14 protein-coding genes are annotated in these 14,082 nt (G+C 37.1%); 2 read left to right on the top strand and 12 right to left on the bottom strand.

Annotated elements, in window-relative coordinates; all coding sequences use genetic code 11:
- Positions 1 to 313: 313 nt before the first annotated feature.
- The 6 genes from TR08_RS27465 to TR08_RS27490 all read right to left on the bottom strand — a co-directional run bounded on the left by TR08_RS27465 (position 314) and on the right by TR08_RS27490 (position 6,493).
- On the bottom strand, positions 314 to 2,860 hold the full coding sequence (locus TR08_RS27465) for a DNA translocase FtsK (protein ID WP_081954675.1): 2,547 nt from the start codon (positions 2,858 to 2,860) through the stop codon (positions 314 to 316).
- Between the two features lie 93 nt (positions 2,861 to 2,953).
- On the bottom strand, positions 2,954 to 3,766 hold the full coding sequence (locus TR08_RS27470; protein WP_045524271.1) for a DUF1444 domain-containing protein: 813 nt from the start codon (positions 3,764 to 3,766) through the stop codon (positions 2,954 to 2,956).
- A gap of 98 nt (positions 3,767 to 3,864) precedes the next feature.
- Positions 3,865 to 4,179, bottom strand: coding sequence for a thioredoxin family protein (locus TR08_RS27475; protein ID WP_045523716.1), 315 nt, complete (start codon positions 4,177 to 4,179; stop codon positions 3,865 to 3,867).
- Positions 4,180 to 4,195: 16 nt separating this feature from the next.
- Positions 4,196 to 4,687, bottom strand: coding sequence for a hypothetical protein (locus tag TR08_RS27480; protein WP_238579262.1), 492 nt, complete (start codon positions 4,685 to 4,687; stop codon positions 4,196 to 4,198).
- A gap of 153 nt (positions 4,688 to 4,840) precedes the next feature.
- Positions 4,841 to 5,359 (bottom strand): DUF84 family protein, encoded by a 519-nt coding sequence (locus TR08_RS27485; RefSeq protein ID WP_045523718.1) that lies wholly within the window; start codon positions 5,357 to 5,359, stop codon positions 4,841 to 4,843.
- 60 nt (positions 5,360 to 5,419) lie between these two features.
- Positions 5,420 to 6,493 carry a M42 family metallopeptidase gene (locus TR08_RS27490; RefSeq protein WP_045523720.1) on the bottom strand — a complete coding sequence of 358 codons (1,074 nt, stop codon included), beginning with the start codon at positions 6,491 to 6,493 and terminating at the stop codon, positions 5,420 to 5,422.
- A 168-nt stretch (positions 6,494 to 6,661) separates the two neighbouring features.
- Between TR08_RS27490 and TR08_RS27495 the strand changes: the two genes are divergently transcribed.
- Positions 6,662 to 6,988, top strand: coding sequence for a PepSY domain-containing protein (locus TR08_RS27495; RefSeq protein WP_045523721.1), 327 nt, complete (start codon positions 6,662 to 6,664; stop codon positions 6,986 to 6,988).
- A 53-nt stretch (positions 6,989 to 7,041) separates the two neighbouring features.
- Here TR08_RS27495 and TR08_RS27500 read toward each other — a convergent pair whose 3' ends face one another.
- Both TR08_RS27500 and trmB read right to left on the bottom strand, forming a co-directional pair.
- Positions 7,042 to 7,881, bottom strand: coding sequence for a YtnP family quorum-quenching lactonase (locus TR08_RS27500; RefSeq protein WP_045523723.1), 840 nt, complete (start codon positions 7,879 to 7,881; stop codon positions 7,042 to 7,044).
- Positions 7,882 to 7,958: 77 nt separating this feature from the next.
- On the bottom strand, positions 7,959 to 8,600 hold the full coding sequence (trmB, locus tag TR08_RS27505; protein ID WP_045523725.1) for a tRNA (guanosine(46)-N7)-methyltransferase TrmB: 642 nt from the start codon (positions 8,598 to 8,600) through the stop codon (positions 7,959 to 7,961).
- A 133-nt stretch (positions 8,601 to 8,733) separates the two neighbouring features.
- Between trmB and TR08_RS27510 the strand changes: the two genes are divergently transcribed.
- On the top strand, positions 8,734 to 9,012 hold the full coding sequence (locus tag TR08_RS27510) for a YtzH-like family protein (protein ID WP_045523727.1): 279 nt from the start codon (positions 8,734 to 8,736) through the stop codon (positions 9,010 to 9,012).
- Here the strand turns inward: TR08_RS27510 and TR08_RS27515 are convergent, their stop codons facing one another.
- The 4 genes from TR08_RS27515 to thpR form a co-directional block, all read right to left on the bottom strand.
- Complete coding sequence (locus TR08_RS27515; protein WP_045523729.1) at positions 9,013 to 9,786, bottom strand: phosphotransferase family protein; 774 nt, start codon at positions 9,784 to 9,786, stop codon at positions 9,013 to 9,015. It abuts the gene before it with no gap.
- Between the two features lie 184 nt (positions 9,787 to 9,970).
- Positions 9,971 to 12,118, bottom strand: a complete 2,148-nt coding sequence (pulA, locus tag TR08_RS27520) for a type I pullulanase (RefSeq protein WP_045523731.1) — start codon at positions 12,116 to 12,118, stop codon at positions 9,971 to 9,973.
- Between the two features lie 37 nt (positions 12,119 to 12,155).
- The gene (locus tag TR08_RS27525; RefSeq protein WP_045524274.1) at positions 12,156 to 13,088 is read right to left on the bottom strand and encodes a diacylglycerol/lipid kinase family protein; all 933 of its coding nucleotides are present in this window, start codon (positions 13,086 to 13,088) and stop codon (positions 12,156 to 12,158) included.
- Between the two features lie 419 nt (positions 13,089 to 13,507).
- A complete protein-coding gene (gene thpR, locus TR08_RS27530) occupies positions 13,508 to 14,074 on the bottom strand; it encodes an RNA 2',3'-cyclic phosphodiesterase (RefSeq protein WP_045524282.1) in 567 nt (188 codons plus the stop codon).
- Positions 14,075 to 14,082: the final 8 nt, after the last annotated feature.

A 14,082-nucleotide genomic window follows, 5' to 3' on the forward strand; every position in this document is an offset into this window, starting at 1 on the left:
CAGTATATGACATCTATCTTGAAATGCTAATTTTTAAAGCGAAAAGCGGAAGCGCCTTGCACAGGGGCGACAGGCATTAGACAAGACGTCAAGAAGGTTGTTCTTTACCTTCTTGACGTCTTGGCTTATGACCCCGAGCCCCTAGGCGCTGCAGCTAGACAATACTAAAGCGCCCTGACGCTTTAACTTGCTAACGAATAAAAATTTATAAGTGATTCACATTTAAGTATTATAACATTGTTCATCAATAAAAACTATTTGATACTTCATTATCATTATATTTTTTGTTTATCTTAACAAAAAATACTTAAGATTAGTTCATTGTACCAGCATCTTGCATGGACTCCAAGTCCTCCAATGTAATCAAGACCTCTCGTGGCTTACTGCCATTAGCACTGGTAATAAAACCATTTGATTCGAGCATATCCATTAATCTTGCTGCACGGTTATACCCGATTTTAAATCTCCTCTGTAAGCTAGAGGTCGAAGCAAGCCCCTGTTCAATAATAAATTCACAAGCTTCGTAAAAGAGCTCATCTTCTTCTTCTGTTACCTGTGCCTTTTTTAATAGTTCCTCTTGTTCAAACAAGTAATCAGGCTCCCGCTGATCTCTCACGTGCCCAACCACAAGGTCAATCTCCTCATCTGAAACAAAGGTGCCTTGTAGACGTACGGGCTTTGATGAGCCATTCTCTAAAAAGAGCATATCTCCTCGACCGAGTAATTTTTCAGCACCACTAATATCTATAATAGTGCGAGAATCCACCTGTGAAGAAACAGAAAAGGCAATCCGTGTTGGAATGTTGGCCTTAATTAATCCTGTAATGACATCCACAGACGGTCTTTGAGTAGCTACAATTAAATGAATTCCACATGCTCTTGCTTTTTGAGCAATCCTGCAAATCGCTTCTTCCACATCTGCAGGCGACATCATCATTAAATCTGCTAATTCATCAATAATGATTACAATAAACGGAAGTTTATCAGAATATTGTTTATGCTTGATGGCAAGCTCATTAAATCGATTTATGTCGCGCACTCCTGAATGCGCAAATAACTCATAGCGTCTCTCCATTTCATCTACAGCCCATTTCAAGGATGCGGTTGCTGCCTTTACATCCGTAATGACTGGACTAACTAAATGCGGAATTCGATTATAGGGAGCAAGCTCTACCATTTTAGGGTCAATTAATAATAGCTTTAAATCTTCTGGACTAGCTTTAAATAATAAACTTACTAGTATGGTGTTAATACATACACTTTTACCAGAACCTGTTGCTCCAGCGATTAACCCATGGGGCATTTTCTTTAAATCTGTAACAATCGGTTTTCCGGAAATATCAAGGCCTAGTACAGCAGTTAACGGAGAAGATGATTCTCGAAATACTGGGCTCTGTATAATTTCATTGATTAACACAGGACGTGATTTTTGGTTCGGTACCTCAATACCTATGGTATGTTTACCTGGAATGGGTGCTTCAATTCGTATATCTCTGGCAGCAAGACTTAATTTAATATCATCGCTTAAATTTGTAATTTTGTTTACCTTAACCCCAGGCTCAGGTTGGACTTCGAAACGAGTCACAGCTGGTCCTTGAGTTACATTCACAACACTTGCACCGACATTAAAATTTTGCAAGGTTTGATTTAAAAGTTCTTCTTGGTATAATAACCATTCCGTATCGTCTTCTACAATCACAGGAGGATTTAACAAGTTCATCCTAGGAAACTCATATAAACCTGATTCTACTAGGGGGTGTTCTATCGGCAAATCGGTTTTAGGCACTGATTCAACTTGGATATCTTGTTGAATCGTATTCGGTTCATCAACGATAACTTCAACTTTTGGAAGATCTGCATGAACTTCTTCTTTTGATTCGATATTGTCTGTCTTTAGCTTTACTTCAGGTGTTTCTTTCTTAATCTCTTCTTTTTCCTCAGGCAAAGTACTTCTTCTTTTTCTTTCTTCCCATTTTAACTTATCCTGTTTTAACATCATAACATTGAACGGAAGATGGGATCGTTTTCGGCTGTGTACCTTTCTAGGATCCTCCGATTGTTCTTCTACCTTGGTCTCATTTACTGGCGACTCTTCATTTACCTGGATCACTTCAGATATCGCAACGGCGGTCTCAGAGGCAGCTAGTTCAACTTCCGGCATAGTCTCTTGCTCTGATGCCTGAGTACTTGAATCCAGCAGTTTTTCAGATTCATCATCTAGAAAATGGCTTAACTCATGCTCGACAACTTTATTTGAATGTCTAGCCGGTCTGCTAAACCCATAAATTGGTGAAGGAATTTCTGTCAGCTGGAACGGTTTTTTATTTATCGGAGGTGTAATTTTCTTATTTACCTGCTTATTCTTTGTTTCTGAACTTCTTATTTCTGAACTTCTTATTTCTGAACTTCTTATTTCTGAACTTCTTGTTTCTGAACTTCTTATTTCTGAACTTCTTGTTTCTGAACTTCTTATTTCTGACCTTCTTGTTTCTGAACCGCTTGTTTCTGAACTTCTTATTTCTGACCTTCTTGTTTCTGAACCGCTTGTTTCTGAACTTCTTGTTTCTGAACTTCTTGTTTCTGAACTTCTTGTTACAGAACTTTTTACTTCAGAACGTTGCTCTACCCTCATTTGTCGGTTTGGTTTTTCAAATTTCACGATTGGAATTTCCGGTTTCAATTTGAAATGTAGTTGACCTTTAGGATACTGATAAGAAATTTTTGTATCTAGATGATGACTACCCTCGTTTATTTTATGAGGCAGCGACCTTACCTGCTGCTTGTTATGTATGTCATAATCAGCATATTCATCTCCATTGTCCTTTATAAACTTTTGAAAAAAGTTTTGGATCCAACTCAAAACTATCACTCTTTCTACTATTACTATCACTCTATTTTAACAGGTATTATTACTTTTTCGACAAAAAATCTTAGAATAAGCAAAAAAGACCACTTACCGTGATCCTTTTCCATCCTTATTTCGTGTCTTTCCTAATATAAAAATCGGTTCTAATTCTCCATCTTCATACAAAAAGGATAACGCCGTTATAGGTACACGTCCACTAGCAAAAAAGCTCATTGCCATTTGTGCTAAAACATCATAACCCGTATGGTTTTGAATATCAGCAATAATTAAGACATCCTGATGTGGAACGGCAAGGACCATTGTCCCTGTTATCTTTCGTTTCATATCATTTAAGAAGCCTTTATTCAGAATCCTGCTTGCGTCATAACCATCGTTTGAATTAAGAAAATAAAAAGTATTACCTGCTACTTGATCCTCTTTTAATGAAGTTTTTAAAGACCTGACATTAAATAAGGCGATTTCTTTAATTCGACTTGCCTGCCATCCCTCTTTTTCCATGATTCGCGAATCAATTAATCGGTAAGTTGTCCCCATATCATATGCATAATATATTTTTGTTTCAGCAGTGTGATCATCTGTTAAGAATGGAACACTCTCTTCCGCTTCAAGCGGAAAAGATGTTGAGCGTATAACCGGAAAAATCTTTTTCTCATGGTCCGTTAGCTGGACTGTGTCGGTCATAGCCCTTAGTCCCTCTTCCACATAATAAACCACTTCATCAATTGCCTTTTCTTTCTCGGAATGCCATTTAGCAACAATACCACCCAGCGAGATGGTGATTCCTTTTCCAATCTTTTTATTTTCGATACGTAATTGATCCTTTTCACGATCATATGTTATTAGCCGATCATCATCAGCTAAGCGTGATTCTAATTCTCTTTTCATTTTAATACTATCCATTTTCATATTAATCCCTCCATAACTAGGAGTTACCTACCTTCTTCATTGTACATTAAAAAACCTCCATCTCAAAAGAAGATGGAGGGTGGATGACTGAATTATTTTAGACCATTAATAAATTCTTCTATTTCCTCTTGTGTTTTCCTATCTTTACTTACAAAGCGACCAAGCTCTTTCCCATTCTCGAAAGCAATAAAACTTGGAATACCGTATACATCTAACTGTTGGCATAAATCAATAAACTGATCCCTATCAACATGAAGAAAAGTAAATTCACTAAACTTCGCTTCTATATCTGGAAGTATAGGTTCGATAATTCGACAATCGGGACACCAGTTTGCTGAAAACATAAAGATTGTTTTTCCTCCATCACGGAGTTGTTCAAATTGCTCCATAGATACTAAATTCTTCAAACGTAACGCCTCCTTCTTATTTTTCATTTACCACTGATTTAACTATTTGCGTCATTACTGCCGCTTCATTTTTCAAGCTGCTAGTTTTAATCAAAGTAGTAATCTTTGTACCACCAATACCAATAGTCATTTCATTCATATCTTCTTCTAGTTTCTTTATGATTAGGTATCCAAACTGATTATTTTTTTTAAATTGTTGATTTATATCTAAGTCTTTATTTTGTGCAACAGTTGATTTATAAACTACATCGCTTACTTTATTTTCTTGCGGATTATTAAAAAGAATATATTGTTTTGATCCATTTTTTAAAATAATGTTATTTGGAGATTCTTCTAGAATTTCATATCCAAAGGGCAAATAAAAGTTAATATTACCGCTTGTTTTATTTGTTTTTTTCGCCTTTTCATTTAGCGTTTCTTTCACTGCATCAATTGTTTCTTTACTTTCTGCTTTAAAATTTGTTTTTCCACAGGCACTAAGGAAGAGAACAGATACGATTACGATCAATATGGCATTAAAGAATTTCAGCTTTCTTCGCCTCCTAATACGACAATTGATTGTCCTATCTATATCATACCTTTCATAATATTCAAAAGACAAGTCTTTTGTCGATTTCTGTTGTCGAAAAAAGCATTTATTTCTTTAGTAGTAGTTAATTTTTCACTTCTTTGAGGCTTTTTGATAGTGCAACTGCCCTACTAGGAGATCCATTATATGTGAAAACATCTCTGAACGATTAACTAAGCCATTGGTAAAGATTCCAACAGCCCCTTCTTTTTTACGAACATTTTCCTTTTTTGCATAGTCATCCATGACCGGTCCAAGCTCTTCTCCGGCTCTTAATCGGTCCGCAATTTCAATGGGGAGGAGAAATCTAGCTCCCCCTGCAATAATTGGTTCCATATCTTTTGAGGCTAGGGCACCCCAATTACACAGAAGTAAACCTTGAGTGGATTCATGTACACCTCCCTCAAGCCCGATTCCTATTTCTCCGCTTCCCATTTCTAAAGCACCAATTGCCCGATTGATTGCTCCTTTAATCGTTTCTTCATCTGAAAATGGCTGGTCACTTATACCAGATGGGATGTCTAACGATATAAACTCTGATTGTTGATACTGAAAAGCATTTTTTACGGCAGCAACTTTTGCAGGATTATTGGACCCTATAATTATTTTCATTTTTTCCTCTCCTTTTCCATATAAAAAGAAGGCATATCGATGCCTCCTCAATTTATTAACTCAACTGGTTGCCTTGATGGTATCTACTGTTGTTTGGTCACAGGCTTTTACAAGCTTTACGATTAATTCTTTAGCAGCAGCGTAGTCATCTATATGGATCATGGAAGCATGTGTATGAATGTAGCGTGAACAAATTCCGATTACACCGCTTGGAACACCTTCGTTGGATTGATGAACACGTCCTGCATCGGTTCCACCTTGTGAAACAAAGTATTGGTACGGAATATGGTTTGTTTCTGCTGTATCAAGAATAAACTCTCTCATTCCACGGTGAGTTACCATTGATCGATCAAGAATTCGGAGTAGTGCTCCCTTACCTAATTGGCCAAATTCTGATTTACTACCTGACATATCGTTTGCAGGGCTCGCATCTAATGCAAAAAAGATATCTGGATTAATCATATTGGCAGCTGTTTGTGCACCGCGGAGGCCTACTTCCTCTTGAACGGTTGCACCAGAATAAAGAATATTCGGTAATGTTTCATCTTTTACTTCTTGAAGCAGTTCAATCGCAAGACCACAGCCATAACGATTATCCCAAGCTTTCGCAAGTATTTTCTTTTCATTCGCCATTGGAGTAAATGGACAAATAGGCAGGATTGCCTGACCTGGTCTAATACCAATCGCTTCCGCGTCCTCTCGATCGTCTGCACCGATATCAATCAGCATATTTTTGATTTCCATTGGTTTGTTGCGCTGTGCTTCAGCTAATAGGTGAGGCGGAATGGAGCCTATGACACCAATAACAGGTCCATTATTTGTGATGACTTGGACACGTTGGGCTAATAGAACCTGACTCCACCAGCCTCCAAGCGGTTGAAACCTCAGCATCCCATTATCGGTAATTGCCGTTACCATAAAACCAACTTCATCCATATGACCGGCAACCATAATCGTTGGACCATTTTGATTCCCTTTTTTGACACCAAAAATACTCCCTAATTTGTCTTGGACAATTTCATCCGAGTATTGAGATAATTGCTCTCTCATGAAGTTTCTAACTAAATGCTCATTACCTGGTGCTCCTGGAAGCTCAGTTAACGTTTTGAATAGATTTAATGTCTGCTCATTCAAAGTAAATTTCCCCCTCAATTGTGTATGTAATCATTATGTATATTTTCATCTTACTGAAATTTATCTTATCTTACCAACAATTAATTTGTCTGAAGGATTTATTATGTTCTAGCTAATAAATGAGATATACTGGAAACAAGAGCAAATTTGAAATTTTGGAGGTGCCTTATGAACTGGAAATCATTTATCCTTGGAGCCACAGTCGGAGTAATCAGCGGCTATGCTGTTAAGGAAATCATTTCACAAAAAACATATGTATCACCTGAAAAGGTTTTGGAGAATGTAAAAAAACAATTTAACCAAAATGGACCAATTAATGGCTCTTGGATACATATGGTAACGGAGCCTTTTGAGAAGCACCAAATCAAGTATCAGGTGTATAAGGGCGGAATCTCAAAAAGTAAGAATGGTGTAAACGAACAATTTGAATTCATTGCAGATGCATCGACCGGAACCCTTTTAGACGTTCAAGCTTCGACTAAGTTAGCCCTTTAAAAGACAGTAGCCGTATCCATAAGGGTACGGCTACTGTCTTTTATATCGTGTTCTTATTTTACCCTCTTTATACTGTCTGTCATTTGACCATCAATACCCCATTTGACGGCTCGATAAAATGCATCATGATAAAATGTAAACCATGGATTTTTATCTAATGCAAATGCGCCCCATTTCTCTTTCGCGGCAATCGAGTCCATTGGATAATCGTCATATGCCATGACCCATAATGGGTTTCTATGAGCATGTGTTGGCATTAAGTCAGCCATATGAATGGCCAACTCCCCCTCATCCTCAATGATAAGAATAGAATGTCCATTGCTGTGACCACCAGTATGAAACATACTAATGGCTCCTAAACTCCATTTTTCATCAAAAGGAATAACTTGAGATTGTATTGCCTCCCAATTTTCTTTCCAGTATGTACTTTTTGAACGTATATTCGGATTCCTCATTTCATCCCATTCAATGGTTGAGGTAATAATCTTTGCTTTAGGAAAGGTTGATTTATAAATCCCATCTTCCAACTTTGTCAGACCGCCAACATGATCATTGTGCATATGAGTCATTAAAACATAATCAATATCCTCTGGATTTAACCCTAGCTTTTGTAAAGAGCCATCCACGTCAGATTCCGCTGTAACACCAAAATTCCTAAGTTGTTTTTCCGATAATTTCCCTTTTCCAAGGCCTGCTTCCACTAAAATATTCTTTCCATCCATTTGGATTAAGATTGGATCTGTAGGTAGTTCAATTTGATTTTTGTCATTAGGCGGATACCTTTTCGCCCATAACGGTTTGGGAACCACACCAAACATTGCGCCGCCATCTAAATTTGTCACACCACCGGATAACCAAGTAAGCTGAACTCTGCCAATTATTAAAGTCTCCATATGCTGCCCCCTTTGACCTTTTATTTATATTTTACCATACACAAAAAGGACAGTCTTTTGATTAGACTGTCCTAAGATTAGTTTTGATATTTTACTTCAGAACGGTAAATACGGTTTCCCATTTCAGAGAACTTTTGTTCATATTCTGTCATGATGTTACCTTCAAAATCACTTTTATGAAGGTCAAGGCTTAGGAAGGTTAATAATAATCCATATTCGGAAAAACTCTTCAATGAATATTCAAACAAGCCTTGATTATCGGTTTTAAAATGGATTTCACCGTTATCAACCAATATGTTTTCATAAAGCTTCAAGTAGTCTTTATAAGTTAGCCTTCTTTTTTCATGACGGGTCTTTGGCCATGGATCTGAAAAATTCAAGTAGACTCTGTCGACATCATTTTTTTCAAAATATTTATTTAAATCACTGGCATTGACATTAAGTAGTCTTAAGTTTGGTAAATCTGCTTCAATTAAGCGATCTAAAGCAGCAACGATAACTGAATCATAAATTTCTATCCCTATATAATTAATGTCAGGATGTGCCTTTGCCATTTCTGTAATAAAGCGGCCTTTTCCAGTCCCTACTTCGATATGAAGTGGCTGTTCATTATGAAAAACCTCATGCCACTTTCCTTTATATATTTCTGGATTAGCGACAATATATTGCGGATGGTTCTCTATCATTTCCTTTGCCCAAGGTTTATTCCTAAGTCTCATTTTGCCACTCCTATTAAAAATATTGTTTTTATTATTGGTAATAATGGGGGTTCCCATTAATGTATAAACAAAAAAAGAATTCACAACCTAACTGTGAATTCTTTTTTATTTTCACTTGAAAGGGTGTACCAACATGCCATTAAGTCATCAGGACCAAGTTTCATTACTAAAAGATATTTTAAATAATCATCAAACCGATTGCTGTGGGTCTGTTTCCGAATGTGAACAATTGGAACGATTAGTGAAATCTCTGATGGTTAACACACAGATTGATCAAAATGTTAAAAGCATTTTACAGGAAGTATATAATTACAGTCAGAATGGTGCCCAAACAGCAGACCTAGACGAGCATATTCTTTCTAATCAAGGAAATCTTTCCCAATGGGTGTCAAATATTGACTCCTATTCTTGATTACAAAAGTTCATCTAAAAAAGTAATCCATTTGCCCATTTCCTGAAGCCGGTCTTTGTTTTTGTAAAATTGAATTGAAGATAAGGTTTGAAGTGCCACATACCATTTCATTCTGAGCTTTAGATTTTCTGTTAACGGTTTTCCATACATGGCTAACCAGCTAATCCAATTATCTTCAGGAATATACCAATAAAGCAGCATACCGAGATCAATTGCCGGGTCTGCTATCATTGCACCATCCCAGTCAATTAAATACAACTGGTTGTCTTCCGTTAGCAGCCAGTTGTTGTGATTGACATCACCATGACAAACTACTTTCTCGTTACAGAAGACATTTGCTACCTCGTTTAATAGAAAACTCAGCGTTTTTTTTACAACAGGTAATGATAACACTTCTTCATCCAAATCCACGACAACTAACTGAAAAATCGTGTTCGGCTGTAAAGGCTGCTTTTCAAGCCTGCTTAACATGCCTACCATCGGTTCAGAGCGGTGAATCTTCCTTAGCATCCTAGCAACACGTTCATGATTCATGTCATGAGGCTTTAATTCACGTCCAGGCAGCCATTGCTGTGCTGTAATCACATCTCCGTTTTCCAATCGTTTTGTCCAAACAAGCTTTGGGACGATTCCTTCTGCAGATAGTACTGCTAGAAATGGAGAGGAATTGCGTTTTAGAAAAAGCCTTTGATCTTTATAGCTAGCATAAAAGGCTTCTCCCGTTGCGCCCCCCGCAGGGACAATCTCCCATTCTTGTCCTAATATATGTTCCAAAATTGTTCACCTTCAATGTATGCCGTTCTCAAATGGGTCAAAAACACCATTTAGTAGTTAAATAAGAAAAAATAGTACAATCTATTTAGAAAAATAAAAAAAGCTATTGGACAATAACACACAATAGCTATCTTACTAAATTTTATCTCCAATTAGCTTAGGTCGTCAAGTAAATCTGAACAAACTATTTTTTTGCTAATATGGTTAAACATACCGGATCCAGCACTAATTCTTTTCCAAAAATACTTTGTATGGAAGAAATTCCCGCTTTTTTATCATTGGCAAGTACCGTCCATTTGCCATCTGGAATGGAGACAGGTTGTTTACCCCTTAGTGGATTAATCAGTAAAAGCACCTCACTGTATTCATTCGTTTGACCCTGAAAGGACAAACCAATGAGTGGAACTGGAAGTGGTAAAATATGAGTATGGGCTCGTATCTCATCCTCACTTTTCATTCGGAAACAAGGTAACTCTTTTCGGATTTTAATCAAGCCTTTTATATAATTAACATTGTCTGCATAAAGGTGCTTTCGATCCCAATCGAGCTGGTTAATATGATTTGGTGATTTATAACTATTCCCGTCGCCTCGTTTTGTTCGGAAGAACTCCTGACCGCTGTGAAGAAAAGGAATCCCCTGTGATAATAAAACAAGCCCAGTTGCAAGCCGGTGATATTTACTATGAAGATCATGATCTAAATCCGGGAGGCAAGAAACCAGTTTATCCCACATGGTATGATTATCATGGCATTCAACATAATTCACCGATTGAGAAGGTTCAGTTAAAAGCCCGTCAGCTTCTTGATTTAATCCAATGCTGCCAGCAAGCACATCGATTGCTCCTTCAATATAATGCTCATTACCAAATACATAACCTTTATCATACAAATAAAAAGTATTACCCTTAATCGTATCGCGAAATTTATCATTAAATTGACCGATGTCAGGAAGCTTTGATTGATTCCGTATGATTGCTTTTTTATCAATGGGAAGTGGGGTATTCAGGTTCCAGCCCTCGCCAATAATCAGGGTTCCCTTTTGAATGCTGTCACAAGTCTTCCTAACTTCCCTCATGGTTTCAATATCTAAAATCCCCATTAAATCAAAACGAAAACCATCAATATGATATTCTTCCATCCAAAAACGTATGGAATCTAGAATGAATTTTTTCACCATTTTCCTCTCGGAGGCAATGTCATTTCCAACTCCCGTTCCATTCGATGGAAAACCAAGCTCATTATGGCGAAAGTAATAACCCGGAACGACTTTTTCAAACGAAGAAGTTTCCCGAATATATACATGATTGTAAACTACATCCATGATGACTCTTATTCCTTGACGTTGAATCGTATCAATTAATTGCTTCAATTCAATGATTCTTGCATAAGGATCAGATGGATTTGTCGAATAGGAGCCCTCAGGAACATTAAAGTGAATGGGGTTATATCCCCAGTTATAATCTTTACTCGGCTCTAATTCATCTACTCCTGCGAAATCATTGAACGGCAGGAATTCAATATGTGTAATACCTAAATCTTTTACATAGGATAGTCCCGTGGGTTCACCGTCTTTGCCTATTGTATTTAGCTCACCAGCACCTAAATAGAGTCCCTTATGTTTCACACCACTATTAGGATGGATGGTGAAATCCCTCATATGTGTTTCATAAATGATCGCGTCCACTGGATTTTCAATAGGAGGTAATAAAGATTTTTCCATCCGCGTTTTCTCAAGCTTTACAATTACACCCAGCTCTCCATTCGCAGTGACTGCAACGGCATAAGGATCAACCGATTCTCTCCATTCCTGGTTTACAAGCACTAAGAAAGTATATTGATAAAGTTCCAAATCAGAATTAACAACAATTGACCAAACACCTTTTTCCTCGCGTCTCATCTTGATAATTTCAGAAAAAGAACTGTTTGAGTTCCGTAATTTTACTTTTACTTGTGCAGCTGTTGGTGCCCAGAGTTTAAAGTGCGTTTGGTTGTCCTTACATCTTACTCCCAGGTCATTTCCATCATAGAAAAAACGTTCATCAAATGTATCTGTTCGAATAACTGCACCAATTTGAAGATCTGTTCTTCCACCATGGTCATCCATAATCCAATAGGGATGACCAAAAGAAATTCCCTCAGAAAGCCGACAAATATATTTATTATAATTTTCAATTTGCTGCTTTTTGATAATTTTTAGTGGTTTAACTCTGTGAGATTCATCAGTAATCGAGAAAGTGGAAGACAATCCGTGATGATAGGAAAGTGGAAGAAGAATCGTAATGATATCCATCTCATCTAAATAGGCTTGGAAAATACGTTCATTGGAGTTCATTCGAGTCCCTCTCTTTCAGAACAGTTTCTCGCATACTTCACACCCTCGTTAATACGTTTAGTGCTTTTGTTTGAACATGGATATTTAAAGGAGTAAATCCTATATCCTCGCCATCTGCATGGACATATAAGGAGGATGAGGATTGAATGGAAATCATTCGTCCTTTAAAGGTCTTTACCTCTTTAAAACGGACATGCTTACCCCAAAATACGCTAATAAAAACCAATAATAGCTTTAACCTTGATAATCTATGAACCACTGTAATATCTAAGAGACCATCATCTGGCACGGCATCAGGCGCAATCATCATTCCTCCCCCGTAATAGGGTTGATTGGAAACAGTTACAAACCATGTTTGTTCAAGTATATGCCTTCTGTCGTCAATTGATAAATCAATTGTTGAGCATTTATAAGAAAACAGTTTATTCAGTAAAAAATACACATAAACCAACCGGCCTAAAGATAGTTTATTTAGCCAAGCTTTCACTTTTGAATGGTTCACTTCATAGGAAATTAATGCATCGAACCCTGCACCCATATTATTAATAAAGTAATGCTCCGAATCATCCTTCATGGTGACCTTTCCAATATCAATTAAAGGTGCTTCCTCTTTTATCAGACGAAGGATGACCTTTAATGCTTCTTCTGGATTTGCAGGGATTTGGAAGCCTCTCGAAAAGTCATTTCCAGAACCTCCAGGCACGAAACCAAGAGTTATATTGTTATATTCTACAATTCCATTCACGACTTCACTTATTGTTCCGTCACCGCCAACAGCAATAATGACTTTTTGTTCATTATTCCTTTCAGCAATTTGTTCTGCTAGTTTGATTGCATGACCATGGTATTTTGTAAAGAATGCCAAGTAAGGGATCTTATCATCCATTAGTTTTGCTTCAACCTTTTTCCAGACGTTTAAACAGTAGCCATTTCTCGCTTTTAGATTGATAATAAAATAGATTTGTTTCATACAACCAACCTTTGCCACGTTAAATTTCATTAGAGATTTGTCTTTAAGGTCCGTTCTTAAGGACAAATCTCCTAGTTCTCTTTAGAGATTTGTCCTTCATACCCCTTCTTAAGGACAAATCTTCTAGTTCTCTTTAGAGATTTGTCCTTCATACCCCTTCTTAAGGACAAATCTTCTAGTTCTCTTTGGAGATTCGTCTTTCATACCCCATCTTAAGGACAAATCTTCTAGTTCTCTTTGGAGATTTGTCTTTCATACCCCTTCTTAAGGACAAATCTTCTAGTTCTCATTAGAGATTTGTCCTTCATACCCCTTCTTAAGGACAAATCTTCTAGTTCTCTTTGGAGATTTGTCCTTCATACCCCTTCTTAAGGACAAATCTTCTTTTCCTCTTTAGAGATTTGTCCTTAATCCCCTTTTTATTTTAATTGGTATATTTTTTTTACCTCGTATTTCGGTGTTTTATCTAAATGTGTTTGGTATAAAGCTACCTCGTTCACTTTAAATATTAGTGGATCTGGCTGTAGGTCATTCCAAACCTCAAGGAGTTTTTTATCAAAATGTTGATCTCCTGCCCACTTTCGGGCAAGGGTAATATGAGATTTAAAAGGTCTAGTTTCAAGTTGAAAACCAGCTTCTACGCATGCTGTGAATACTTTATTCCTGACGGCCTCTAACTCCATACTTTCCTTCGTATCCACCCAAAATATACGGGGTGATTCCACTTTTCCGAAGATTCCAAGCTTGTTCAATTCTAATAGAAATCCCTTTGTTTCGCGTAATGCCTCGTGAACATTGTCCACAGCATTGGATAGATTTTCATAAGGTGCATTGCCAAGAAAAGCTAGTGTAATATGCAAATCTTCATGGTGAATCCAGCGGTTAAATGGAAGAATTTCTTTTAACCTCTCACAATTCTTTTTCATCATGAGCTTTGTTTCTTCTGGAATTTTGATAGCAAAGAAAAAATGTGTTTGCTGATTCATTTTTATCA

The organism is Neobacillus niacini (assembly GCF_000759675.1).
GTDB classification, from domain to species: Bacteria; Bacillota; Bacilli; order Bacillales; family Cytobacillaceae; genus Neobacillus; species Neobacillus niacini_A.

What these genes read in the sequence shown, in the direction of transcription:
- TR08_RS27470 (WP_045524271.1), bottom strand. Translation starts at nt 3,766, where the DNA reads ATGGATAGTATTAAAATGAAAAGAGAATTAGAATCACGCTTAGCTGAT.
- TR08_RS27485 (WP_045523718.1), bottom strand. Translation starts at nt 5,359, where the DNA reads ATGAAAATAATTATAGGGTCCAATAATCCTGCAAAAGTTGCTGCCGTA.
- TR08_RS27495 (WP_045523721.1), top strand. Translation starts at nt 6,662, where the DNA reads ATGAACTGGAAATCATTTATCCTTGGAGCCACAGTCGGAGTAATCAGC.
- TR08_RS27500 (WP_045523723.1), bottom strand. Translation starts at nt 7,881, where the DNA reads ATGGAGACTTTAATAATTGGCAGAGTTCAGCTTACTTGGTTATCCGGT.
- trmB (WP_045523725.1), bottom strand. Translation starts at nt 8,600, where the DNA reads ATGAGACTTAGGAATAAACCTTGGGCAAAGGAAATGATAGAGAACCAT.
- TR08_RS27510 (WP_045523727.1), top strand. Translation starts at nt 8,734, where the DNA reads ATGCCATTAAGTCATCAGGACCAAGTTTCATTACTAAAAGATATTTTA.
- pulA (WP_045523731.1), bottom strand. Translation starts at nt 12,118, where the DNA reads ATGAACTCCAATGAACGTATTTTCCAAGCCTATTTAGATGAGATGGAT.
- TR08_RS27525 (WP_045524274.1), bottom strand. Translation starts at nt 13,088, where the DNA reads ATGAAACAAATCTATTTTATTATCAATCTAAAAGCGAGAAATGGCTAC.
- thpR (WP_045524282.1), bottom strand. Translation starts at nt 14,074, where the DNA reads ATGAATCAGCAAACACATTTTTTCTTTGCTATCAAAATTCCAGAAGAA.